Below are 23,935 nucleotides of genomic sequence, written 5' to 3'. Positions count from 1 at the left end.
CGGTTAGCATTTTCTATGAATCTTCAGGCATAAAAGCTGAAACAGCACCAAGTTCTTCATTTAAATATCTTCTCACTTGTTCTGGAAATAATTCTAGCACACGTAAGTTGTTCGTTAAGTTCGTAAAGAGAGCGTCATGGTCTATACTGGTAAATTCCTGCATAAGCGACTTTCTCTTTGCAACGACTTGCTTTAACGCATCACTGCTCGTAGCTGGAATCACTTTTTCATCAGTAAGAATTTCAATGATATCCTCATAGCTTCCTGGATCCCTCATGATGAACCCATCGATAATCGTATTTCCAACATCGATGATGCTTTCGATAAATACATGGTGAAGTCTTTCTAACGCTACTTTTTCTAGAGGGGTTTGGAAAGAATTTTCCTTTAGAAGCGTTAGGTTATTTTCAAGAAAGATAAGCTGTTCTTCGATTTTCTTACGATCTACAAAATACATTCATATCCCCTACCTTCGACGAGAACTGAATATAGTTTATCATAATCTCGAATGAGATATCAGTTAATCGGGAATTTGAGAATGCCTCAGAGTCTGGTATGATAAGGATAAAAACTGATAAAGTTAAGAGAGGGTGTAGAATATGTTAGAAGATGATCAGTTCATTTATGATGAAAAGGAAAGCACGGAATCAAGGTTCATTTGTTTTATGGGACATAATCATCGGTTTGACTTGTGCATCGTGAAATCAGATCGATTTTATGGAAAGTCCCTCGTATTAGATATTCAAGGTGGAAAATTTGCGATCGTTGGACAAGATGATCTCGATGAACCAGGATACTTAGAACATGCCTATACGCTTAATGAAGAAGATGCAGAAGAACTTCGCGAATTTCTTCGTGGCGCACTCGTTTAATAAATAATTTCATTATGAATACACTACCTGATGAAGGTGGTGTTTTTTCATGTTTTACGATGATGATGAAACGTATACAGATTTTGCAAATGTTGAAAAAGGTAGAAACTATGTCCTTCCAGAGGATACTCCTGAAGGTCCTTATGGTTCTCCGGTGAATAAAAAGCTAGGTAAAACGACTCCCTGGAAAGAAGGGCAACGCTCATACAGTGCGTTTAACTACGAAAACAAGAACCTTCACCAAGGGCTTCCTCGTCAAGATCCTGCATCACATCCTCCTCACGATGATCCGGATCGTGAATCTGAAAAACCTTATAAAGCATAACAAAACCCTCCACCTTTGGAGGGTTATGCTTCTTGATACTGCTTTTTGGTTTTCTCTTTCTTCTGCTTCTTTAACACAAAATAAGGGCAGCCAAAATTGCAATATTCATATAGATAGTCAAGAACCGTGCTGAACTTTGTATCGAATGTGGCTTTCTGGTTGCGATCCTCAAAAAATCCCTTCAACCTTAATTGACCATATCCCCAGTCACCAACGATGTAATCATATTTATCGAGGATTTCGCTGTAACGATTTTGAAACGCTTCCTCGTTCCAGCCCTCCCGTTCTTCTTTTACCAACTCATAGGAGTGTTGATTAACTTTTATCATGTTACTTCCCTCACTTTGATATGGCTCGTTAAGATAATCATACCTTTTTTATTCCAAATGTCCAAGTATTGCTAGGAAAAAAGATCTTACAATCGGTGATGATAACACTATGGAGGTGAATCTTTTGAAAAAGCAAACCCTGCTTATCGTTCCGCTTTTGTTTGGCCTAGCTGCTTGCCAAGGGGAGCAGGCAACAGACCCGTTCGACCATGCGGACTTATCACCGGTTAAAACCGACCCTGATGAATACGGAATGAACCATGCGAATACACAGGAAAAAGCAAGAAAAGGCTCATTTGGTTATGTGCGTCATTCTAGAAACACAAACAACATGAACTCAGCAAAAAAACCATCAAATGTTGTTTACCTTGATCGCGATCGTTTAGCTGAGATGATCAGTTCTATGGCGGTCGAGCTGCCTTACGTACATGACACTGCTGTTCTTGTAACCGACGAAGAAGTATTGATCGGGTATAAATCAACAACAAAAAATCGTGACGCTACTGCTGACCAAGTTAAGAAAACAGCTCTTTCCGTAATTCCTAGGTATTACCATGTGTACGTTTCTGATATGGAAGGAATCATCCCAGAGATCGAACGCTATCAAAATGGATCTGCTGCAAATGGTCAAATGGACAAGAGCATCGATCAGACGATCGCTCAAATGAAAAAAGCGCCACAAGGGAAAAAAGTAAATGATGGAGAGAACGAAAACGGTGAGATGGTCGGTGAATCGAACGACGAATTAAACGACATGCGTGGAAAAGAAATGAAGAATGAATAAAAGATCGGCCCTCATTCAGGGCCGATTTCTTAATTAATTTGTAGCTTCTTTTGCAGCATTAACCTGTTCATCAGCATGGTAAGAAGAACGTACCATCGGACCTGATTCACAGTGTTTGAATCCTTTTTCAAGAGCGATGTCTTTCAATTCCAAGAATTCCTGAGGTGTCCAGTACTTCATTACTTTCAGGTGCTTCTTTGAAGGTTGTAAGTACTGCCCTAATGTCACAATATCAACGTCATGAGCACGAAGATCATCAAGCGTTTGAATAATTTCTTCCTTCGTTTCCCCAAGACCTAGCATGATGCTTGATTTCGTTGGAATGTTTGGATTCATTTCTTTCGCACGTTGTAAAAACTCAAGTGTACGGCGGTATTTTGCTCTAGCACGGACTCTTGGAGTCAATCTTTCAACCGTTTCAATATTATGGTTCATAATATCAGGTTTTGCATCCATCAATGTTTTCAGAGCTTCAAATTGACCGCCCATATCAGATGGAAGCACTTCGATTGAACAGAAAGGGTTCTTTCTTCTGATGGCACGTACGGTTTCTGCGAAAACAGCAGCCCCACCATCTTTTAAATCATCTCTTGCAACTGCTGTGATAACGACGTGTTTAAGACCCATCATCTGCACGGAATCCGCCACTCGCTCTGGTTCTGCCCAATCAAGCTCAGTTGGTAATCCTGTCTTAACCGCACAGAAACGGCAAGCTCGCGTACACACATCACCAAGAATCATAAATGTTGCTGTTTTTCTCTCAGCCCAGCACTCATGGATGTTAGGACAACGCGCTTCTTCACAGACGGTATGTAAGTTCTTCTCACGCATCATCTTCTTAAGACCCTTGTAGTTTTCATTCGTATTTAATTTTATTTTTAGCCATTCCGGTTTCCGTAGATGTTCTTCTTTTTTCGTCATAATTGTGTCCCCCTAAAACTGCTTTTCTGTATTAAAGAATAACATACGTATGGTGAATTTTTCTAGGAAAAGTCTGAATCTAATGACGAATGTCCCAGGCTTCTCTTCCATTATTTAGACATAATGATTTACCACTGTAAAACCACACTATACATAACGACAACATAATGAAAGGAGAAGAATCGTGAGAAAATACAGCTTTCTTATCCTTATACTTTTTTTCCTATTCCCTGCGAATCTCTCTGCTAATGAGCAAAATGAAGACGAGTTAAGAAAGACACGAATGATGCTGTTTAATAAAATGGAAACTGTTACGCAACTTCCATGGTACGTCTTTGCTGGAATAGATCAATACGAAAGAAGCATAAGAAGATCTCGAAATGATATTCCTAGAGAAACCGGGTCGATCGCCATCAACATTTCACCAGAGAAATGGGCTGGAGCTACTAACCCAAATAAAGATGACTCATCCCCAGAAGCGATCTCTTTCTTTGGAGGGATCGGTTTAGATGGAAATGAAGATGGCAAAGCAACACGAACAGATGATGAAGACTTGCTCTTTACGATAGGCTCGTTTCTACAACAGTATGGGACGGATATGGAAGATATTCGTATTGGTTTGTGGGACTACTATCAGCGAGATCAAGCCGTTAGAACAATCACAAGCAATAGCTTAGTTTATAAAACGTTCAATACGTTGAAGCTCGAGAAACATGCCTTTCCAGTACCGTTAACTGCGAATTACAGCTATCGCAGTACGTGGGGGGATCGTCGAGGCTGGGGAGGACTTCGCATTCATGAAGGAACCGATATCTTTGCTTCGTACGGTGTTCCTGTTAAAGCAACAAGCTATGGAACAGTTGAAACAAAAGGTTGGAACCGATATGGAGGTTGGAGAATCGGAATTCGAGACATAAACGGAAATTACCACTACTATGCGCATTTGAATGGCTTTGAAAAAGGGATCGACAAAGGAAGTGTCGTACAGCCAGGGGAAATAATCGGTTATGTAGGTAGTTCTGGTTATGGACCAAAAGGCACTGCTGGTAAGTTCCCTCCTCACCTTCACTATGGCATCTATAAAGATAATGGTAGAACCGAATGGTCCTACGACCCTTATCCATCATTACGGTTGTGGGAAAGACAAGAGCGATCATACAAAAAGAAGAACTAACGCCACAACGTTAGTTCTTCCTTTTTTGATCTATTGGTTTTTAGAGACTCGAACAGCATTTAAGATGCTTGCTACAAGGCCTCCCCATATAATGACAATCCCAACAATCATCATGAAAATTGCGCTACCACCCATATTAACTTACCTCCTTATACTTTTCCTGTTCTACTTTAGCGTCCCATTTCTTTACGCTGAATAGGATACCAACAAGAAGAGCAAATCCAGCTACGAACCAGCCACTATATAGGATGAAGCCATCTGTGTATCCTCCATAGTTTCCTGTTTCAGTTTCAAATTCTTTAAGAAGGTTCGTTTTAAATAGATCGAACATCATGTAGCCGAGCACGATTGGAGTGATGACCCCAAGACATGCTTTCCACCAATAGTTTAGCGGAATGTCAGAAATGCCATTGGCATGATTTTCAAGACCAGTAAGCTGACGTAGGAACCATGCTACAACAACGACTTCTACAAGACCTACAAACGCGATACCAAACTGATTGATGAAGTAATCCGCTGCATCTAGGAAGAACAATCCACCTTGTGTCGCGAACAAGATCGAGATGAGTGATGCGACACCTCCACCGATCAATACAGCTTTCGTACGAGAAATGCCAAACTTTTCAGAGATACCAGCAACGTACGTTTCTGAAATTGAGATTAGTGAAGATAATCCAGCAAGTACGAGTGATGCAAAGAAAAGGAATCCAAACATACCATTTAGTGCAGGGAACTCATTGATAATTTGAGGGAATACGACGAACGCTAGTCCGACTCCACCGCTTACAACTTCATCGACACCTAGACCTTGTTGAGTAGCCATAAATCCTAATGCAGAGAAAACTCCGATACCTGCTAAAAGCTCGAATGAAGAGTTACCAAACCCTGTAATAAACGCATTGTTCGTAATATCAGATTTCTTCGGAAGATAGCTTGAATACGTAATCATAATAGCAAAAGCAATCGATAAACTGAAGAAGATCTGTCCATACGCTGCTACCCAAACACTACCGGACGTAATGGAGTCAAAATTCGGTGTAAAGAATGCACTTAAACCTTCAGCTGCCCCAGGAAGCGTCACAGCTCTAATTACGATGATTAAGAAAAGCACGATCAACGTAGGGATAAAGATTTTGTTCGCACGTTCGATTCCTTTCTTAACCCCTGCAAGAAGAACGCCTAGCGTAATAATCCAAACTGCCACAAGCGGAATGAATACTCCTGGCACAAGGCTACCTGTTTCACCAGGATTAACAGTCAGCTGCAGATAGTCATTGAATAGGAAGCCTTCTGTGTCTGAACCCCAGCTCAAATTGAATGCAAAATAGCTATAAGAAATTGCCCAACCTATAATGACCGCATAATACGTAGAAATAACAAACGCAACAATAACGCCCCACCAACCGAGCCATTCGGTCTTTTTATTCATTCTGAAGAACGAAAGCGGAGCTGAACCTCTGAACTTATGGCCAATCGTAAACTCCAAAATAAGAATCGGAATACCCGCAGTTATTAGTGCAAATAAATATGGTATAAAAAATGCCCCTCCACCGTTGTCATATGCAACGGCTGGAAACCTCCAAATGTTACCTAGTCCGATTGCAGAACCAACAGCTGCTAAGATAAAGCCAGCTCTCGTTCCCCACTGAGCTCTTTTTTCCACTAGTATTACCCCCTTAGACGTTGTAACCCTTCTCCTTGTTCTCCTCCTTCCAGAAAAAGGTTTAGATTTTTAATTAAATTCTGATTATTTTGTTTATAGTATATCTAGTACTATTGGCCATGTCAAAGCAATCTTTCAGATAATTTGTAAAATCACTTCGAAAATTAGCCAAAAACACCCCTTTTTTGTAGGATGACATAAAAAAAACAGGAGGATGGTCCCCCCTGTTCGATTATTCGTTAACGGCTTCAACCGTACGATTTTCGTATTTTGTTTTTAGTATATAGACAACAACCGCAAAAACTACTGCTGTTGCAAGCAGCCCAGCAATCGAGCTTCCTGTAAACCCAAGTACAAGATAGCCTACGAGCGCGATTCCAGCTACAGTCAGAGCATAAGGAAGCTGTGTCAACACATGGTCGATATGATGGCTTCCCGCGCCTGTAGAAGAAAGGATCGTTGTATCAGAAATCGGCGAGCAGTGATCTCCAAACACCGCTCCCGCTAGTACAGCGGCTAGTACAGGTAGCATATAGGTTGGGTCTGTCGCAGCAGCGATTTCTCCAGCAATCGGAAGCATAATACCGAATGTTCCCCATGATGTTCCAGTAGCAAATGCCATTACGCCTGCTAATAAGAACAAGATTGCTGGAAGAAAACCGATGGCTATATGCTGATCAACTAGACCAGCTAGATATTTACCTGTTCCAAGTGTTCCGATAATCTCGATCAACGTCCATGCAAAGAGAAGGATGTAAACTGCAGGAAGCATCGATTTGATTCCTTCAACGACACCTTTTCCAAACGCTGCTCCTCCCATGTTCTTAAAGAAGAAGAACACTAGAGACGTACCTAAACCGATCAAACCACCGTATAATAACGAAGCTGCAACATCCGTATTTTCAAAAATCGTTAACGGCGTTACGGCAGCATCCGTTCCACTCACTGCCTGAATACCTGTGATGATCATAAAGATGACCGTACCTGCGATCAGCATAATGATTGGCCAAGCAAGATCTGCTACTTTCCCCTTATCACTTTCAGGTAAGCCAGTTGTTTCCCCTGGTACAGCACCTTTTGAAGGGTCGAGTACTTCTCCTGTTTTTTGTGCACGGTTTTCATGAACTCTCATCGCCTTAAGGTTAATATCGAAATAGCTTACGAAGAAAACCATTCCAAGTGCGAAGATCGCATATAAATTCATAGGAATCATTTTTATGAAAGCTTCTAAAGCACCAACACCAACGATGCTGTGTGTAGTAAGAATACCACCTATAATTGCAATAATATAAGCTCCCCAGCTAGAAATAGGGGAAATGATACACATCGGGGCAGCAGTTGAATCGATGATGTAAGAAAGCTTGGCTCTCGAAACTTTGTGCCTGTCTGTAATAGGACGACTAACATTCCCAACCGCTAGAGAATTGAAGTAATCATCGATAAAAATTATAACTCCAAAGACTGCAGTAACGATCTGAGCACCAGTGCGCGTTTTCACACGTTTCATTGCCCACTCACCGAACGCTCGGCTACCACCTGAAATTGAAATAAATGCAGTCATCATGCCTAATAGAAGTAAGAAGAAAATAATATACATGTTCCAGGTATTTAACCCACCGTCAGAAATAAAAATGCCCTTCACAATCGTATAGACCTCTTTAATAGAACCACCAATACTCCAGTCGTTGATCATCAACGCACCAAGGATAATTCCCACCCCTAGTGAAGGCAATACCTTCCTGGTTGCCACTACCATCAATAATGCGATGAGCGGCGGAATAATCGAATAAATCGTATTTTCCATATTCACCATCCTTTTCAAGTTATGGTTCACTACTTTTGGATAAACAAAAAAACGGCCAATGAAAGGATATGGTCCTATCATTGCCCGTTTTGCGGTTACAATGTCAAGTGTCCATCCCGATCAGTAGTTCTCCATTATAAGTAAGCCTCATAATGACAGTTCGACATTTATTCAATGTCGCCCCAACAAAAATAATGTGACGATTATTTCTGCTTCGGCAGATCTCCCTTTCGATGCTGATCATAGATGTCATTCTCCCAACACGTACTTATGAGTATCTGCTCCTCTACCTCATCGTATAAGATAAGGAACATTATTTAGTTTAATACAATTCGTTATTATAGCTTAGTTCTAAGTGCTATGCAAACACAATTTATTCCATTCCTCCAATATCGATAGCCGGATCAGGCAATCCTGTACCAGATCCATTATTGTAGAAGTTCGGCACATCTCCCTTTATAAACGTTGCAATAACAGGGATATCCGTTGTGACGACATCTGAATCTGTAGCAAATGGAATAACGATTTTCACATGCACTTCGATATGGACGCGAATATCAACCCACGTGTTGTTGATCCCTACTTGCTGAATGTTATGTTTGATATCAGACTTTACTTCTCCAATCGCTGTAAATCTCACAGGAACTTTTGGTCCAAAGTTCGCGAGTAACGTATTGTTAAACGCTTGCCCAATCGGAATGTTATGGATGATTCCTTTACTTAATGGTACATCTTCATCAACTTGAAGCTCGACCCCATTTTCCTCTGCCCAATAATCGATCGAGTTATCTTCAACGCTCTTTAAGAACTTTTGCACTTTGTCTGTCGATTGAGCAAGTACTTTATTTACAGCGCTTTGGTTAATTTGGACAATATCTACTTGGTTAACCGTTTCTTTTTTGATCAGCTCTTCTGTGCTATCTGCTTCTTCAACGATTTTTTTGTTGATGGCCTGGTTGATCGCGAGTGTTGCGATTCGGTTCGTTTCTGTTCTAGCTATTTCGATAAGAGTAGGCTTAATACCTTTTTCAACGATCCATAGTCCTTGAACTGTCATAAAAATAAATAGAATGAACGAGATAACAAACACATATCGAAAAGGAAGCGGACCTTTTCGAATGAACCTTCTTCGAGTTCGGAACAAGCCAATATCCTCCCTTCTCCTCAACATGTATATGCGAAGAAGGAAAGAAGTATGGACATATTTTCCCTAAAGAAAAACCACAGCCCGCAAGCTGTGGTTTTTCTTATAACATTTTGAGCATCGCATCTCTTCCGATGGTTCCTACTTTGATGCCCCTTGCCTCTGCTTCAAGCGTTACAGATTCAAGTGGTGCTTCTAGCAGCTGTTCAATTGACCTTACACCAACAGCTCTGCCTGCAATGATTTTGCGATCACTTAACTTTTCATTAAGTAACGCAATATCCAGTGCTCCACACATGATGTAGCCATTTTCATTTGTAACAGCAAGAAAATTGGTCTTAGGTAGCTTCATGCTAATCGCTGTAAATGGATGACCATCGATCATGATAGGTGTAACATTGATCACGTATCCTCCGCCTCCTGACTCACAAGTTGTCATTCTATTTATATGAGCGCGGAGGCATGTTTGACAATCAAAGATTAATATCTGTTCTCAAGTCTAAATGCAAGAAGATCCCGAAGCATTTCTGGTAAGTAGTACTTCTTCCTAGCGTGCTTCATCTGCGGATAAAATTTTCCGAAGGTGAACATATCCGCCGTAGCCACTGAATATTCTTTTTCTGGAGATAGCTGATGACCGTTATGGAGAATTTCTGTTACGTGATGAAGACCATCATCCATTACGACTGTTTTCACTTCGAGTCCGTCAAAAGCCATGATACCCATGACTTCTCCTCTGAAACCTAATCCTTTAAACGTTAAATGCACGAGTTCGTCAGACATTGCATATGCGACGATCTCACGTAATTCACTTCCTTTTAGAATAACTTTACATGGATTGACTGGGTGTGGACATATACGATGAAGGTCTTCTCTCGACACCTTCCCTTCACTTAATCCATCAAGTAGCATACCCGAATTGATCATTCCAATATCAGCATTGCACCATTCTCTAAGAGCAGCAGAGAGCTCGTCAGGAAGGACAGAGCGCCTGAACCACTCTGCTTCTAGAGGTTGTTCGAGGCGACACACGACCTCGTCTAATAAGTTTTGTGCATTCGCTCCTAATCGATCTAGCTGTTCCTTTGTCGCTTGATCTTCTTTATGATCACGCACAGAAATCGCATAAGCTTCTGCCTCAACTAATTTGCACTGTTCAGTATCATAGTTCAGGACGACTTCTCCTACATAATTTCCATTCTTACCTGCTTGAGTAATCAACGTTCCATTTACATTCATTCCATGCTTAAGAACGTGATGGGTATGAGAGCCGATGATCACATCGATTCCTTCAATATCCGTTGCAATCTGCTCGTCGTTCCCAAGTCCCATATGTGACATCAACACGACTACATCAGCTTTCGAACGTACTTCATCAACCACCTTTTGCAGCATTTCCCATGGTGATTGTATCGACCAGCCGAGGAGACTATAGAATTGTTCATATGGAATCGTTATCCCGATTAGTCCGACCTTAACGCCATCTTTCTCATCGATCGCGTACGGAACTGCCCAGGCAGGTCTTGCTCCATCAGAGTGAAACAAGTTCGACACGATGACTTGAAAATTGGCATCAGTGTATAGCTCTTCCAATTCTTGCTTTGAAAATGTGATTCCCTCGTTATTTCCGATCGTCGCATAATCATATTTGAGTTCGTTTAATAAATGTACATTTCCCTTACCTGAGGTTCCCTCAGTAATCGGGTGAACTTTATCCGCGTGATCACCAAGATCTAACAATAAGTAGTGATCATGATGATAATCATGAATTCTTTTTCTATCTTTTATATAGCCAGCCACCTTAGGCCAATTTTCAAAGTGACTATGAAGATCGTTCGTATAATATAAATGTACCTTTTTTGAAGTCAAGACACTCTTCCTTTCTTAACCCGTCATTCCCTGCCAGACCAATCGTATCCCGACGAGAATTAACATCCACCTTAAAATAACGACAATCGTATTATCTGACAGTTTCTGATTAATGAAAGAGCCACATTTTGCCCCAATCCATGCGCCTGGAACTAATCCAATCAATAAAAATCCTGCGATATTCCCAAGGGCTAAATGCGTCATCGTACCGATTATACTCGACAGAAATATCATAAACATCGATGTTGCAACTGCAATAGAGGTTGGAAATCCGAATAATAAAATCATGGCAGGAACCATCAACGACCCACCGCCGATACCAAAAAGCCCTGATAGAATCCCAACGATAAACGAAACAACTAAGGCAGCTATCACTGAAAACCGATATTCACTAGCGTTCCCATTCAAATCAGTAATCGATCGCGAAAAACGTCCATCTAACTTCAATGGTCGCAAACGTCCCCTTACCATTAATAATATGGAAACAAGCACCATAAATACCCCGAAATATACAGAAAATTGATCGACGGCGATAAATTTGTTTAACCAAGCTCCTGCAATTGCACCAGGACCGCTTCCAAGAAAGAACAACCCACCGCTTTTATAATCAACTGTCTTTTTCTTCATATAGGACAATGTTGACGATAATCCAATCGCTACCAATACGACGATCGAGCTACCTACGATAAGCTGTGGAGATAACTCAGGTAGCCAATTCGTATACTGATCTATGATCAAAAGCCCAGGAACGATGATGATCCCTCCACCAAGACCAACCAAACTTCCAATCGTACCTGCAGCTAATCCGATAAAGAATAATAAGACCCAAGTTAACATGAAAAGAACTCCTTATTAGTCGAAAAGATCAAGTTGTCTTGGGTTAAGGTTCGTATACTCGATATCAAGCATTCGAATCATTTCTTTCGCATTCCCCGACGCATGACCACCAGAATTATTATTGAATAGTATATACACATTCTTACATTCTTTTCGTAACTGCTCAATTCTTTCTTTCCATTCCTTGAGCTCATTATTGTCATACTCATACAGATAGCGAACTTCTCGCCACTTTTGATTGTTCCCAGGGTTCCGCCACCCATTAACATTTCTTCCATGAAGTCGTACAAGTACATCATCATTCGAAATCGTCTCCATGACGATTGGGATCGAACCTTCTCCAGCTTGAGGCTCATCACAGATTGAATGTATGTATCCTTGTTCCTCAAGAAAAGAAAGTGTTTTCTCCCGAAATGCCTCATGATACCAGGATTGATGTCTAAACTCTACCGCACAAGGGATATCTCCCATTCTTTCTTTACAATCTCGCAAAAGATTCACGTTATCTTTGTTCACATCAAACCATGGTGGAAACTGAAAAAGAACCATCGCAAGTTTTCCAGAACGTTGTAAAGGCATGATTGACTCCTTGAAAGCCTTGAACATAGCATCTCTCGTCTCAAAAGGAATCTCCCCCCGCTCGTGTCCTGTCATTCCCTGATAAGCTTTCACAACAAACTGAAACCCATCAGGCGTCTCACTCGCCCATTTCTCATAATTTCTTATAGGTTGCACTGCATAAAAAGAAGAATCAACTTCTACAACCGGAAAATGAGAACTATAAATCGATAGCTTTTCATTACTCTTTACACCCGGAGGATACAAATCATCATGATCCCCCCAACCAGTAACACCTATGTATATCATCAAATCCTTCCCTTCTATTTCTCTGCCTCTATTTTCTGACTTTAAAGGAGAAATAGCAAGGGAAAAACCCCGAAAAGCGGAGGTGGGCGTTTAGACCCGACAAGCGCTGGAGCCCTTTCGTTTGAACACGTTCTTTGTGTTCAGGCGAAAGGGTGAAGCGACTCGAGGGTCTGCCCACCGCAGCTAGATCAAAAAAGCGGAAGGGGGCGTTTAGGTCCGACAGGCACTGGAACCTTTTCGAATGAACACGCTTTTTGTGTTCAATCGAAAAGGTGAAGTGACCCGAGGACCTGCCCCCTGCAGCTAGACATCAGAAAGGCGGAGGCGAGCGTTTAGAAACGAAGATATTGGAACTCTTGAAATAGAACACGCTTTTTGTGTTCTGTTGAAAGAGTGAAATATCGTAGTTTCTGCGAGTCGCAGCTAGATCAGAAAAGCGGAGGTGGGCGATTAGACCCGACAAGCGCTGGAAGCCTTTCGTTTGAACACGTTCTTTGTGTTCACGCGAAAGGGTGAAGCGACTCGAGGGTCTGCCCACCGCAGCTAGATCAGAAAAGCGGAGGTGGGCGTTTAGACCCGACAAGCGCTGGAGCCCTTTCAACAATGACAATAACCCTTCAATCACATTCGCAAATACCCCCTATGTATTGTAAATGTTGAGAATGTAGTATATATTTTAATTGATAATGATAATCACTACTGTTTACTTTCTGGGGAGGACTGTAAATGTTTAATAGAGATGTATTCGATGTAACGATAATTGGTGGAGGTCCTGCTGGGCTTTATTCTGCATTTTATGGTGGCTTAAGAGAACTAAAAGTCAAAATTATAGAATTCCAGCCTAAATTAGGCGGTAAGATTCATGTTTATCCTGAAAAAATGATTTGGGATGTAGGAGGACACAAGCCATTATCTGGTGCAGATCTCATCGAATCCTTAGTTGAGCAGGGATTAACATTCGACCCAGAAGTAATTTTAAATACAAAAGTTGAAAGTATCACAAGAGATGAAGAAGGAATTTTCACTTTAAAGAGTGCTGAAGGTGAAGAGCACTACTCAAAAACCGTTATCGTCGCTGTTGGGAGTGGAATCCTAAAACCACAAAAACTTGAGATTCAAGGCGCAGAAAGGTTTGAGGTTTCTAACTTGAATTATACGATCAAGTCTTTGAAACATTTTAAAGATAAAACGGTTGTCATTTCAGGCGGTGGTAACGCAGCGATCGATTGGGCGAACGAATTAATACCTGTCGCAAAGAAAATATACCTTACATATAGAAAAGATGCTCTTACTGGCCATGAAGCACAAGTCTCAAAACTTAAAGAAAGCTGTGTAGACTGTATCTTTAACACTTCGATCTCTAAACTGATCGCTTGCTGTAACCATGAAACGATTGAACAGATCGAATTAACCAACCATGTTACAGGTGAGGTTTCCTACCTCCCGATCGATGAAGTGGTTATTAATCATGGGTATGAAAGGGATTCTTCGTTAATTGGTAATAGTGATTTGAATATTGAACTAGTCGATCAGTTTTTTATTGAAGGAAATTCAACGAGTGAGTCATCTATTCCAGGACTCTATGCAGCAGGAGATATCTTGAAACACGATGGAAAATTAAACCTTATTGCCGGTGCATTCCAAGATGCAGCAAATGCTATAAACAAGGCAAAGCAGCATATTCAGCCGGAAGCACAAGCTGTTGGCATGGTTTCTTCACACAACTCAGTGTTTAAGGAGCGAAATCGTGAGCTGATCAAACGAATGATATAAGAAGAAGGACCGCTCTGCAGGGCGGTCCTTCTTACTCTTCACTTATCAACGACTCCTATTTTTCTATACTTTCCAATAGCTTGATAAAAGACAGGAACAAACACGAGAGTTAGCAGGGTAGATGTTGTTAACCCTCCGATTACCGTGATGGCTAATCCTTTTGAAATTAAACCTGAAGCAGAATTAGAAAGGGCTAGTGGAATTAATGCAAAGATGGTCGCAAGTGCCGTCATTAGAATTGGACGTAATCTTGTTGCTGAAGCTTCAACAATGGATTCGGTTAAGTCCATCCCTTCTCGTCGATTATTTTCCACACGGTCAAGAAGAACGACAGCATTCGTTACGACAATCCCAATCAACATGAGCATTCCGATCATCGCACTCATCGACAGGGTCTGACCACCTATGAGGAGTCCAGCCAATGCTCCGATCGGAACAAAGATAAGAGATGATAGAATAACAATCGGTGTGATAATGCCACCGAATGTGATACTCAATACAAGAAACACTAAGCCGACAGCTGCGGCCATTGCTAAACCAAGATCTGAAAACCCTTCAGTAATCATGTCCATACCACCAGAAAGGTCTACTTCGACATCATCTGGTAGAGAAAGATTCTGAATACGTTCTTCAATATCTCTTGAGGTAGCCGCAGTATCATCCCCTTTGATCGTAGCAGAAATCGTATTTGCTGTATCTCCATCTTGGTGCTCAATAGAAGATGGAACGTTAATCTCTTCAATCGTCGCCACTTCATTCAACTCTTTTTCACCTTCAATTGTCTTTACAGAGAACGCTTCTAATTCTTCTTTAGAAGACAACATATCGTCGAAAACAAGCTCAGTTTCCCAACTTTGGTCGTTAAGCGTTAGCGTTCCACCATCAACCGTATGCAAACGTTCCTGGATAGGTTGTATGAGCTGGTATGGACTAAGCTTTAGTTCCTCTCCTTCTTCGCTGAGACGGATCCGATATTTTGTTTGCGAATCCTCCATCCCGTTTTGAACATTTTTCAGCCTATCATCTTGCATTAATAACGTTTCAATTTGATTCGATGCTTGATCTAATTGATCCAGATCATCACTGTAGAGGTTTACATCTATACTATTTCCAGATGGCGGTCCTTCCTGTTGGATTTCTGTTGCCTTGACAGTTGCTGACTCATACTCATCTTGAGCGATAGTCAGAATTTCCTGTTCATATTTCGTCATCCACTCATCGATCGGTTCATCTTCATTTAACTGAACGAAAAATCGAGCAACGTTTTCCATTGTGTTTGCACTGGATCCTGGCATTTGCTGCTGACTCGTAAAGCCAATCGAAACCTGATTGTAATCGATCGCATCTTCATCACTTAGGACACGTTCAATTTGTTGAGCCAGCTCATTTGTATCTTTTAATGTCACCTCTTTCGGTAAGGTCACTTCCACTTCAAACGATTCGTTCCCTTCTGTTGGTAGAAATGATACCCCTAGTGCTGGGATAAGCGAGAATGAGCCAACCAACAAAAAGATTGATAGAGTAAATACAATCCATTTTCGCTTCAAAGCCCCATGTAGGAACCGTTCGTACCAAGAGGACCCTTTAGAATGATTAGGCTTTTTATCCACTTTCTTAAAGAAGGTATTTCCAAGTACTGGAATGAGCATCACTGCTACAAGGAGTGAAATGAGAACAGAAAAAACAACTGCTAAACTAAATGGTCGGAAGAACTCTCCTAAGATACCACTTACAAAAGCTAGAGGCATAAATACAATCACCGTAGCAATCGTAGAAGAGGCGATCGCACCCATCACTTCTCTTGCTGCACGAAACACGAGTTCCCGCTGCTTCATATCAGGATAGTTCTGCTTCCACCGATATATATTTTCGATAACAACGATTGAGTCATCTACAATCCTACCGACCGCAACAGCCATTCCACCTAATGTCATGATATTTAGCGTGTAATCAAACTGATTGAGTAGTGCGATTGTTCCTAGAATGGAAATAGGTAAGGAAAGAATGGCAATGAAAGTTACACGGATATTTCGTAAGAACACCAAAATCACGACAACTGTAAACAATGCGCCAAATCCGCCTTCTTTTAATAGTGCCGAGATTGATTTTTCTACTTCTTTACCTTGGTCCAACACAGTGTATAGCTCATAACCTTGCTCATTTACACGTTCATTTAAATACGTTTTGACAGATTTAGCTACATCAGCTGTGTTTGCTTCTTGACCTTTCGTAATTTCGATTAAAATGGAATCCTCTCCATTAAAACGAGATATTTCAGGTCGTTCCGTTGCTTCTTTCACCTCAGCTATATCCGACAATACGACACTCTGTTTTCCATTCCCAGAGGGCTGAGAAGGCTGTGCCGCTTGCTGACTAGGGGATCCTTGGCCATTACGTTCCTCAGCAGGAGATTGCTGCTGAATCGCCTGATTTTGGGATAAGGGAATCTCAACCTCTTTTAAGTCTTCAACATCTTGCAAGTCACCCTTAATCTCTACAGGAATGGAGTTTCCTTCTTCATTCAATGAACCAGTTGGCAATTTATACTGTGATTGTTGAATGGCATCTTTAATGTTAGATAGCGATAACCCATATTGAGATGCTTTTTCTTCGTTGACGACTATTTGTAAACTCGTCTCTTGCCCCCCTGTAATTTGAACACCTGATACACCTTCCATATTCTCAATCGTAGGAACGATGTTCGATTCGATATCATTTTGTAGCTTTTCTATTTCCGTAGATGAAAGTGCTGCTTGATACACTGGGGTAGAGTTGATCGATATAGCCGTGACATCAGCTTCCACATCATCAGGCAGCGATACACCGTTCACTACGTTTTCAACATCGGATTGAGCTTCCTCAATGTCCTGACCAAAAGGATACATGATGGTAATCATAGACATGTTTTCTCTCGTTGTACTAGATATTGAGTCATACCCTTCCATATTAAGCAGTGCATCCTCAAGTGGAGTCGTAACCTTTTCCTCTACTTCCTCTGTAGAAGCATTCGGATATGGGGATTGAACAGTTAACACAGGGAAAGATACATCTGGGAATGTTTCAACTTTAATTTTATCAGCTGCCAGCACTCCGCTGACGACAACAAGTAACGTTAAAATAATAATAGCTACTGTATTTTTTAAACTTAGCTTTGTAATCCAACTCATAGTGGGTTCTCTCCTTTCAAATACCTAGAGTCAGCATACCCACTTATTATGAACTGAATATGAACAAATTAAGATTTATGAGTTTTTTTTATTTGCGGAAGCGTAACGAGGAACGTCGTGCCGATTCCTATGTCACTGTCTATTTCCACAGAACCTTGATGAAGATGAATAATCTTACGCGCGATCGAGAGCCCTAAGCCGTTGCCTCCCTGGTTTCTTGTTCTAGATTTGTCTACTTTATAAAAGCGTTCAAACACCCTCGCTTGCTCTTCTGGTGAAATACCGACACCTTCGTCAGAAATAAAAACTACGATTGCATCCTCCCTTTCTTGCATTGCTACAGTGATCTTCTTTTCTTCAGGAGTATATCGAATAGCATTCGTAATTAAATTGATCCACACTTGCTTTAGTTGGTCCTCATCAGCTTGGATTTTGTAATCGACCGTATCTAGCTGAATCGTTTGATGTTTTTCAGACCATTGGGGCTCTAAGGAAGCAACCACTCTCCGCAACTGTTCATCCAAATAGAACGCTGACGATTCGAACGGTGGATGTTCGGAGTCTAGCGTAGCAAGTTTTAATAAGTTCTGACTCAATGAAGATAATCGCATACTCTCATGTTCAATGATCGATAAATATTCCTTACGTTCTTTTTCGTCCTTAACAACATCATCCTTTAACGCTCTAGCAAATCCTTGAATAGACGTTAGTGGCGACTGAATCTCATGAGAAACATTAGATACAAACTGCTGCCTCATGTCCTCAAGCTCATTTAACCCTTTCACCATGTGGTTAAAATGATGCGTTAATTCTCCAAGCTCATCTTTTCGCTTACTCTTGATTGATACATTAAAATTTCCCCGTGCTACCTTCTTCGTTAATGTGGTCATCTCTTTTATAGGGCGAATTGTGTATTTTGTTGTGATGATAAAAATAGCACTGCCCAATAAGAGAATGGAGGAAAATAGCGTTAACATCACTTTTCTAAAATCATTAAAGATAAATTGGAAGTTTGGAGTGATGAATATAGCGTAGGATTGACCTTCTACCTCAAAAGGTATTCCAACGATAGTTCGACGGAGTTGTTCTTGTGTCTTGTACGGCTCCCCGTTCAATACCTCACTAATTGCTTCTTGAGAAAGATTTCGAATCGGTCGACTCTCATAAACTGACGTGTCTAATTTCTCGCTGAACAATACGATATCAAAGCTAATAGAAGATATCGCATCCAAGTATGTAGAAATATCGAGATCTGGATTTGATTGATAAATTTCTATAAAATCTCTTCCAACACTTTGCATCCGTTGTTCCACACGATCTGAAATCTGATGTTCATACAAACGACCTGAAATCAAAAAGGTAACGAAAAGACTAAAAAAGATAGCAATGAGGAAGGTGACAACGATTTGAACATATAAGCTTTTCACGCTTCGATCCCCTCTATCCGATACCCTAGTCCTCGAATGGTTTTAATCGATACTGTTGCATCCCTTTGTTTAAGCTTGTCTCTTATCCGTTTCACATGAACATCGACGGTGCGGTCGTCTCCTTCATAATCGAATCCCCAAATCTTTTCGATCAGCTGCTGTCGGGTGAAAATTCGTTCAGGATAGCTAGCTAACATATATAGTAGTTCAAATTCTTTCAGTGGAAATTGAACAAGCTCCTCGTTCACTTTCACTTCCTTTTTTTCTGTCTCCATTCTGATATTGCCAACTTGGAGTGATTTAGAAGCCTGGACCTGATACCTCCGGAGTAAAGCCTTAACACGCATCACTAGCTCTGTTGGTTCAAACGGCTTGACGACGTAGTCGTCTGTCCCCACTTGAAAGCCTTTTACTTTGTCGTGTGTTTCACCTTTCGCAGTCAGCATCAATACTGGAATTTCGTAGTAGCGTCGAATCTCTTCACATAAGCTATAGCCATCTAACCCTGGCATCATGATATCAATGATTGCGAGGTCAATGGACTGAGATACTAAGATCGACAACGCTTCTTCGCCATCTGCAGCTTGCACTACATGATACCCTTCATGATTCATATATAGAGATACTAACTGTAGAATATTTGGATCATCATCTGTTATTAAAACGCGAATCATGAGTTTCCTCCTTTTTTAAAAAAATAAATGTTACTAGTGTATTATGGCTAAACGAGAACAGTAAATAAAAAATTATTACATAATGTGCAATGAAAAAGATAGTAGGAAAACTAGTCCTCTCTCTATTTTAGCTCTTGTTTGTATCTTTACACGCCCTTTTAATGAATCCTGCAACAACTATTTCATCAAACCTGTTACAATCGTTTCTTTACTACGAATAAAATGAGATTCGTCATGGTCTCAAGTATATATCTCAAATAATGAGAGTGGACTATATAAAAATAAGCCACACCTTGATCCAGCTAAGGATTAAGATGTGGCTTTATTTTCGTAGCCTTACTACTTTTTCGCTAAAAGATACATAAAGTAAGGAGCTCCGATAATGGTAACGATGATTCCAGCTGGAATGCCGCTAGGATCCAAGATCACACGCCCAATCGTATCGGCAGTCAGGAGCAAAATACCTCCTAATAATGCAGTGACCGGAACGAACGCTTGGTGGCGTGGTCCAACGAGGGACCTAGAAATATGCGGAGCCATCAACCCTACGAATGCGATACCACCGCTTACTGCTACTGAAGCAGATGCTAGCGCAACAGCGATGATAATTAATAGGATCCTCTCTTTACCAATGTTTACGCCCACACCGATCGATACGTTTTCATGAAGTGTTAACGTGTTCAACACGTTCGCTTTCATAAAAACAATCGGGAAAAGAATCAGGATCCAAGGTGCTAATGAAAGGACGAAGATCCAATCATCTCCCCAAATACGCCCCGCCATCCAATTGGCCATAAACGCATGGTCTTCCATCTCTAACCGAGTAGATAGCACCAACGTAGCTCCATACAAAGCAGCAGCTAAACCTACACCGATCAACACTAACCTCGTGGGCTCAACACCTTCACCTTTTATGTATGACATGACATAGATGATAGCAGCAGTCACCATTCCACCAGCTAACGCAAAAAGAGGAAGGATGTATAGAAAGCTTGTAGACTCTACCGAAAAGAACATGATGTAGACTACGATCATTAAGCCTGCTCCGGCATTGATACCTAGGATACCAGGATCAGAGAGTGGGTTTTTCGTAATACTCTGTAATATCGCACCAGAGACGGCAAGTCCCATTCCAGCAAGTACCGCAACGAAGATTCTTGGCATTCTAAATTGAAATAGAATTAAATTTTCCCGCTGAGTCCCTTGCCCGATGATCGTACGAAAAAGTTCGCCAGGAGTTAGAGAAGCATAACCTGTTCCTATGCTTATAATAATCGCAAGGACTAACAACATAGCTGCAGTGATTACAGTAATTCTAAACCGTTTGACCTGTTGTGCATTCATGATAGCTTCCTCCCTCCTTTTCTAGCGAGATAAAGGAAGAAAGGAACGCCAACCATAGCGACAACAGCTCCTACGGGCGTTTCATATGGAGCATTCACCGTTCTGGCAAATGTGTCTGCTAGGACTAAAAGTACACTGCCAAAAACAGCTGAACAAGGAATGATCCAACGATAATCTGTTCCTACTAGAAAGCGTACGATATGTGGCACGAGTAAACCAACGAAAGCAATCGCCCCTGCGAGTGACACAGCCGCTCCTGCCAAGATCAATACTACGGTCATCAAGATCGTTTTCGTTAAAAGAGTTCGTTGTCCAAGACTCTTAGCTAAGTCCTCTCCAAAGCTAAGAATCGTTAGTTGCCTCGATAGCATAATAGAAATTAAGATTCCTACTAGAGCAACAGGAACAATGATTTTCAACTGTGTCCAGTTCGTTCCAGAGACACCACCTGCTGTCCAAAAAGCAAGATCTTGAGAAAGTTTATAATAGATCGCAACGCCTTCTCCTAACGAAGAAAGCAGTGCAGACACAGCTGCACCTGCTAACGTAATACGGATAGGAGAAAGACCCCCCCTAGTCATTGAACCTAAACCGAATACTAACAACGCCCCAACTCCCGCTCCAACAAACGAAAGCAGCATAACGGTGAAGTATGACGAACCTAGGTTAAATGCAAACACACAAGCGAGGGCTAAACTTGCACCAGCGTTCAAACCGAGTAAACCAGGATCTGCAAGAGGATTTCGAGTCATTCCCTGCATGATTGCTCCACTCACAGCAAAGGCAGCGCCGACAACTGCAGCTCCAAGCTCTCTTGGTAACCGAAGACTTACGATAATGCGATCTGTTTCTCTGCTAGAATCATAATTAAATATAGCTTCCCAAACTGTTCGAAAATCAATCTTTGCAGCTCCGACTGAGATAGCAAGACCAATACTTAATAAGAGGAGTAAGCACCCCAAAAGCAAGATGGTCAGGCCTACCTCAGGTCTCGAATACACTTTTACATCTTTTATAACCTTCGTCTTCGTTTTGAACATTGAAATTATCCTTTGTTATTTCGTTAATTCTTCGACGATAAACTCCAATTCTTTCTCTAGAGAGATCGGGTCGTTAAAATAGAACGATTCTGAGTCAAACTGAATTGCATTTCCATTCTTTACAGCAGGAAGCTCTTTCCAAACATCAGATTCCATAAAGGAGTTGTCTGGATTACCTGCTCCAGTTCCAACAAAGATATAATCTCCAGCATAAGTAGGAATCACTTCTGTAGAGATGGCTTTCCAACCTGGACCGAAGACATCTTCTTCTAATTTCTTAGGTGCTTTTAATTCAAGAGCTTGATAGATGACCTCTGTTCCACGTCCCCAGTTTTCACCATATACATACATATCTTTGCCGTATGCTTCCATAACCATGAACGTCTTGTCTTCTCCAATAGCAGCTTTTACTTTTTCACGAGCATCTGCAGCTTTTTCCTTCCACTCTTCAACCCATGCTTTTGCTTCATCTTCTTTTCCTACTATTTTCCCGATTTCAACATGCTGTTCCATGTAATCATACTTATCGTATGACATCGTTACTGTAGGTGCGATTTCTTCATATTTCTTTAAGTTTTTATCATCAGAATACGTAATGATTAGATCTGGATTAAGTTCTAACAGTTTTTCATATGAGTCTGCAGTAACGACTTCAACGTCATCAAGCTTATCTCCATAAAATTTATTAGATTTTGGATATTCATTTACAGCGATCGGTGTAATGCCTAATTCCAACAAGTTTCCTGCATATGTAGCCGCTAGCATTGCAACACGCTCTGGTTCTTTAGGAACTTCAACCTCTCCATTTTCACCTTCATAAACCCTTGTATCTTGTTTATCACTATCGTCTTTTTCCGCAGAACTTTCACCTGATGTGTTCTCAGAACACGCTGCTAATGCAAACACTAAAGTTAATAAAGATAAACTAAGTAAAAGTTGTTTAAATCCTTTTTTCATGTTGTTCTTCCTCCTGAATGTATGATAATAAGAATCATTCTCATATGATGGAAATAAAAAAAGCAGTTACGCTAAGTTCTCTATGAACTGCTCAGTTTTTACGAGATCATACGTCAAACATACTGGCTTCCTCGTTCTTGGGTCCATCCCGATTTCAGCATCGATATTGAACACATCGTAAAGGACTTTAGACGTCATCACTTCTTCAGCTCTTCCCTCTTTTACAATTGAGCCGTCTTTCATAGCCACCATGTGATGAGCAAACCTCGCAGCATGATTTAAATCATGTATGACCATTACGATGGTACGCTTTTCATCACGGTTCAGTTGATGTAATAGCTCGAGTACTTCTAATTGGTGAGATAAGTCTAGATAAGTGGTAGGCTCATCTAATAATATGATATCGGTTTCTTGCGCGAGTGCCATGGCGATCCAAACACGCTGTCTTTGACCACCAGAAAGAGCATCTACAGGTCGTTCCTTAAATTCAAGAATACCCGTTACACGAAGTGCCCAGTCGATCACATCATAGTCCTTTTTCGTTAGCTTACCGAATCCTTTTTGATAAGGATACCTGCCATAAGAAACAAGTTCTCCAACAGTCAGACCAGCAGGTGAATCCGGTGACTGAGGTAAGATCGCCATTTTTTGCGCGATTTTCTTAGTAGATTCTTTGCTGATGCTTTTACCGTCTAAGTAAACTGTTCCAGCATTCGGATTGAGTATGCGTGATAACGTTTTAAGAACCGTTGATTTACCGCACCCATTCGGGCCGATAATCGTCGTGATCTTTTTATCTGGAATCTCAATTTTTAAATCTTTAACGATATTTTTTTCACCATAACCAACCTTTAAATCCTCTGCATATAGTCTGGACATGGTTCCCCTCCTTAGAAATTCTCGAGTATCACTGAACTTCAACTCACCAAATGAAAATGATTATCAATGTCATAACTTATTCTAG

Annotated in this window: 23 protein-coding genes and 1 riboswitch; of the genes, 5 read left to right on the top strand and 18 right to left on the bottom strand. The window is 41.0% G+C overall.

What is annotated here, in order from left to right; translation table 11 throughout:
* Positions 1–13: 13 nt before the first annotated feature.
* On the bottom strand, positions 14–457 hold the full coding sequence (locus tag ACXAEY_RS04460) for a DUF86 domain-containing protein (protein ID WP_474810670.1): 444 nt from the start codon (positions 455–457) through the stop codon (positions 14–16).
* 142 nt (positions 458–599) lie between these two features.
* On the opposite strand from ACXAEY_RS04460, the gene ACXAEY_RS04455 reads away from it, so the two are divergent.
* Together ACXAEY_RS04455 and ACXAEY_RS04450 are read left to right on the top strand one after the other, a co-directional pair.
* The gene (locus ACXAEY_RS04455; RefSeq protein WP_270179887.1) at positions 600–872 is read left to right on the top strand and encodes a DUF3055 domain-containing protein; all 273 of its coding nucleotides are present in this window, start codon (positions 600–602) and stop codon (positions 870–872) included.
* Between the two features lie 49 nt (positions 873–921).
* Complete coding sequence (locus tag ACXAEY_RS04450) at positions 922–1,197, top strand: hypothetical protein (protein WP_270179888.1); 276 nt, start codon at positions 922–924, stop codon at positions 1,195–1,197.
* 23 nt (positions 1,198–1,220) lie between these two features.
* Here the strand turns inward: ACXAEY_RS04450 and ACXAEY_RS04445 are convergent, their stop codons facing one another.
* A complete protein-coding gene (locus ACXAEY_RS04445) occupies positions 1,221–1,526 on the bottom strand; it encodes a YutD family protein (protein ID WP_270179889.1) in 306 nt (101 codons plus the stop codon).
* A 124-nt stretch (positions 1,527–1,650) separates the two neighbouring features.
* On the opposite strand from ACXAEY_RS04445, the gene ACXAEY_RS04440 reads away from it, so the two are divergent.
* Positions 1,651–2,310, top strand: a complete 660-nt coding sequence (locus ACXAEY_RS04440; RefSeq protein ID WP_474810669.1) for a YhcN/YlaJ family sporulation lipoprotein — start codon at positions 1,651–1,653, stop codon at positions 2,308–2,310.
* A gap of 33 nt (positions 2,311–2,343) precedes the next feature.
* Here the strand turns inward: ACXAEY_RS04440 and lipA are convergent, their stop codons facing one another.
* The gene (lipA, locus tag ACXAEY_RS04435) at positions 2,344–3,231 is read right to left on the bottom strand and encodes a lipoyl synthase (RefSeq protein WP_474810668.1); all 888 of its coding nucleotides are present in this window, start codon (positions 3,229–3,231) and stop codon (positions 2,344–2,346) included.
* Between the two features lie 181 nt (positions 3,232–3,412).
* On the opposite strand from lipA, the gene ACXAEY_RS04430 reads away from it, so the two are divergent.
* Positions 3,413–4,405, top strand: coding sequence for a M23 family metallopeptidase (locus tag ACXAEY_RS04430; protein ID WP_442865125.1), 993 nt, complete (start codon positions 3,413–3,415; stop codon positions 4,403–4,405).
* Between the two features lie 30 nt (positions 4,406–4,435).
* Here ACXAEY_RS04430 and ACXAEY_RS04425 read toward each other — a convergent pair whose 3' ends face one another.
* The 8 genes from ACXAEY_RS04425 to ACXAEY_RS04390 form a co-directional block, all read right to left on the bottom strand.
* Positions 4,436–4,540 carry a methionine/alanine import family NSS transporter small subunit gene (locus tag ACXAEY_RS04425; protein ID WP_270179893.1) on the bottom strand — a complete coding sequence of 35 codons (105 nt, stop codon included), beginning with the start codon at positions 4,538–4,540 and terminating at the stop codon, positions 4,436–4,438.
* Between the two features lies 1 nt (position 4,541).
* A complete protein-coding gene (locus tag ACXAEY_RS04420) occupies positions 4,542–6,068 on the bottom strand; it encodes a sodium-dependent transporter (protein ID WP_474810667.1) in 1,527 nt (508 codons plus the stop codon).
* A 232-nt stretch (positions 6,069–6,300) separates the two neighbouring features.
* The gene (locus tag ACXAEY_RS04415; protein ID WP_474810666.1) at positions 6,301–7,872 is read right to left on the bottom strand and encodes a Na+/H+ antiporter NhaC family protein; all 1,572 of its coding nucleotides are present in this window, start codon (positions 7,870–7,872) and stop codon (positions 6,301–6,303) included.
* A gap of 116 nt (positions 7,873–7,988) precedes the next feature.
* A riboswitch (Lysine riboswitch) is annotated at positions 7,989–8,169 on the bottom strand.
* Positions 8,170–8,245: 76 nt separating this feature from the next.
* Positions 8,246–9,016 (bottom strand): sporulation protein YunB, encoded by a 771-nt coding sequence (gene yunB, locus ACXAEY_RS04410; protein ID WP_270179896.1) that lies wholly within the window; start codon positions 9,014–9,016, stop codon positions 8,246–8,248.
* A 103-nt stretch (positions 9,017–9,119) separates the two neighbouring features.
* Entirely contained in the window at positions 9,120–9,422 is a 303-nt protein-coding gene (locus ACXAEY_RS04405; RefSeq protein ID WP_270179897.1) for a YunC family protein, read from the bottom strand.
* Between the two features lie 74 nt (positions 9,423–9,496).
* On the bottom strand, positions 9,497–10,885 hold the full coding sequence (locus ACXAEY_RS04400) for a bifunctional metallophosphatase/5'-nucleotidase (RefSeq protein ID WP_270179898.1): 1,389 nt from the start codon (positions 10,883–10,885) through the stop codon (positions 9,497–9,499).
* Positions 10,886–10,900: 15 nt separating this feature from the next.
* Entirely contained in the window at positions 10,901–11,722 is an 822-nt protein-coding gene (locus ACXAEY_RS04395) for a sulfite exporter TauE/SafE family protein (RefSeq protein ID WP_474810665.1), read from the bottom strand.
* Positions 11,723–11,737: 15 nt separating this feature from the next.
* The gene (locus tag ACXAEY_RS04390; RefSeq protein WP_474814732.1) at positions 11,738–12,589 is read right to left on the bottom strand and encodes a DUF72 domain-containing protein; all 852 of its coding nucleotides are present in this window, start codon (positions 12,587–12,589) and stop codon (positions 11,738–11,740) included.
* Positions 12,590–13,315: 726 nt separating this feature from the next.
* On the opposite strand from ACXAEY_RS04390, the gene ACXAEY_RS04385 reads away from it, so the two are divergent.
* On the top strand, positions 13,316–14,362 hold the full coding sequence (locus ACXAEY_RS04385) for an NAD(P)/FAD-dependent oxidoreductase (protein ID WP_474810664.1): 1,047 nt from the start codon (positions 13,316–13,318) through the stop codon (positions 14,360–14,362).
* 38 nt (positions 14,363–14,400) lie between these two features.
* Here the strand turns inward: ACXAEY_RS04385 and ACXAEY_RS04380 are convergent, their stop codons facing one another.
* The 7 genes from ACXAEY_RS04380 to ACXAEY_RS04350 all read right to left on the bottom strand — a co-directional run bounded on the left by ACXAEY_RS04380 (position 14,401) and on the right by ACXAEY_RS04350 (position 23,850).
* Positions 14,401–17,529 carry an efflux RND transporter permease subunit gene (locus tag ACXAEY_RS04380; protein ID WP_474810663.1) on the bottom strand — a complete coding sequence of 1,043 codons (3,129 nt, stop codon included), beginning with the start codon at positions 17,527–17,529 and terminating at the stop codon, positions 14,401–14,403.
* Positions 17,530–17,597: 68 nt separating this feature from the next.
* A complete protein-coding gene (locus tag ACXAEY_RS04375) occupies positions 17,598–18,956 on the bottom strand; it encodes a sensor histidine kinase (RefSeq protein WP_474810662.1) in 1,359 nt (452 codons plus the stop codon).
* Complete coding sequence (locus ACXAEY_RS04370; RefSeq protein ID WP_474810661.1) at positions 18,953–19,630, bottom strand: response regulator transcription factor; 678 nt, start codon at positions 19,628–19,630, stop codon at positions 18,953–18,955. Before ACXAEY_RS04370 ends, ACXAEY_RS04375 begins: the two co-directional genes overlap by 4 nt.
* A 339-nt stretch (positions 19,631–19,969) precedes the next feature.
* On the bottom strand, positions 19,970–20,974 hold the full coding sequence (locus ACXAEY_RS04365; protein ID WP_474810660.1) for a FecCD family ABC transporter permease: 1,005 nt from the start codon (positions 20,972–20,974) through the stop codon (positions 19,970–19,972).
* Positions 20,971–22,014, bottom strand: coding sequence for a FecCD family ABC transporter permease (locus ACXAEY_RS04360; RefSeq protein ID WP_270179906.1), 1,044 nt, complete (start codon positions 22,012–22,014; stop codon positions 20,971–20,973). Before ACXAEY_RS04360 ends, ACXAEY_RS04365 begins: the two co-directional genes overlap by 4 nt.
* 15 nt (positions 22,015–22,029) lie before the next feature.
* Positions 22,030–22,971: an iron-hydroxamate ABC transporter substrate-binding protein gene (locus ACXAEY_RS04355; RefSeq protein WP_474810659.1), complete on the bottom strand. Its 942-nt coding sequence runs from the start codon at positions 22,969–22,971 to the stop codon at positions 22,030–22,032.
* Between the two features lie 66 nt (positions 22,972–23,037).
* Positions 23,038–23,850 carry an ABC transporter ATP-binding protein gene (locus ACXAEY_RS04350; RefSeq protein ID WP_270179908.1) on the bottom strand — a complete coding sequence of 271 codons (813 nt, stop codon included), beginning with the start codon at positions 23,848–23,850 and terminating at the stop codon, positions 23,038–23,040.
* Between the last annotated feature and the right edge of the window lie 85 nt (positions 23,851–23,935).

The organism is Anaerobacillus sp. ABA4_114, assembly GCF_056159065.1.
This window is presented reverse-complemented; position numbering and strand designations above follow the sequence as displayed.

Coding starts and splice junctions, on each gene's coding strand:
- ACXAEY_RS04370 (WP_474810661.1), bottom strand. CDS start 19,630: ATGATTCGCGTTTTAATAACAGATGATGATCCAAATATTCTACAGTTA.
- ACXAEY_RS04455 (WP_270179887.1), top strand. CDS start 600: ATGTTAGAAGATGATCAGTTCATTTATGATGAAAAGGAAAGCACGGAA.
- ACXAEY_RS04380 (WP_474810663.1), bottom strand. CDS start 17,529: ATGAGTTGGATTACAAAGCTAAGTTTAAAAAATACAGTAGCTATTATT.
- ACXAEY_RS04395 (WP_474810665.1), bottom strand. CDS start 11,722: ATGTTAACTTGGGTCTTATTATTCTTTATCGGATTAGCTGCAGGTACG.
- ACXAEY_RS04360 (WP_270179906.1), bottom strand. CDS start 22,014: ATGTTCAAAACGAAGACGAAGGTTATAAAAGATGTAAAAGTGTATTCG.
- lipA (WP_474810668.1), bottom strand. CDS start 3,231: ATGACGAAAAAAGAAGAACATCTACGGAAACCGGAATGGCTAAAAATA.
- ACXAEY_RS04365 (WP_474810660.1), bottom strand. CDS start 20,974: ATGAATGCACAACAGGTCAAACGGTTTAGAATTACTGTAATCACTGCA.
- ACXAEY_RS04355 (WP_474810659.1), bottom strand. CDS start 22,971: ATGAAAAAAGGATTTAAACAACTTTTACTTAGTTTATCTTTATTAACT.
- ACXAEY_RS04385 (WP_474810664.1), top strand. CDS start 13,316: ATGTTTAATAGAGATGTATTCGATGTAACGATAATTGGTGGAGGTCCT.
- ACXAEY_RS04415 (WP_474810666.1), bottom strand. CDS start 7,872: ATGGAAAATACGATTTATTCGATTATTCCGCCGCTCATCGCATTATTG.
- ACXAEY_RS04450 (WP_270179888.1), top strand. CDS start 922: ATGTTTTACGATGATGATGAAACGTATACAGATTTTGCAAATGTTGAA.
- ACXAEY_RS04425 (WP_270179893.1), bottom strand. CDS start 4,540: ATGGGTGGTAGCGCAATTTTCATGATGATTGTTGGGATTGTCATTATA.
- ACXAEY_RS04390 (WP_474814732.1), bottom strand. CDS start 12,589: ATGATATACATAGGTGTTACTGGTTGGGGGGATCATGATGATTTGTAT.
- ACXAEY_RS04460 (WP_474810670.1), bottom strand. CDS start 457: ATGTATTTTGTAGATCGTAAGAAAATCGAAGAACAGCTTATCTTTCTT.
- ACXAEY_RS04445 (WP_270179889.1), bottom strand. CDS start 1,526: ATGATAAAAGTTAATCAACACTCCTATGAGTTGGTAAAAGAAGAACGG.
- ACXAEY_RS04350 (WP_270179908.1), bottom strand. CDS start 23,850: ATGTCCAGACTATATGCAGAGGATTTAAAGGTTGGTTATGGTGAAAAA.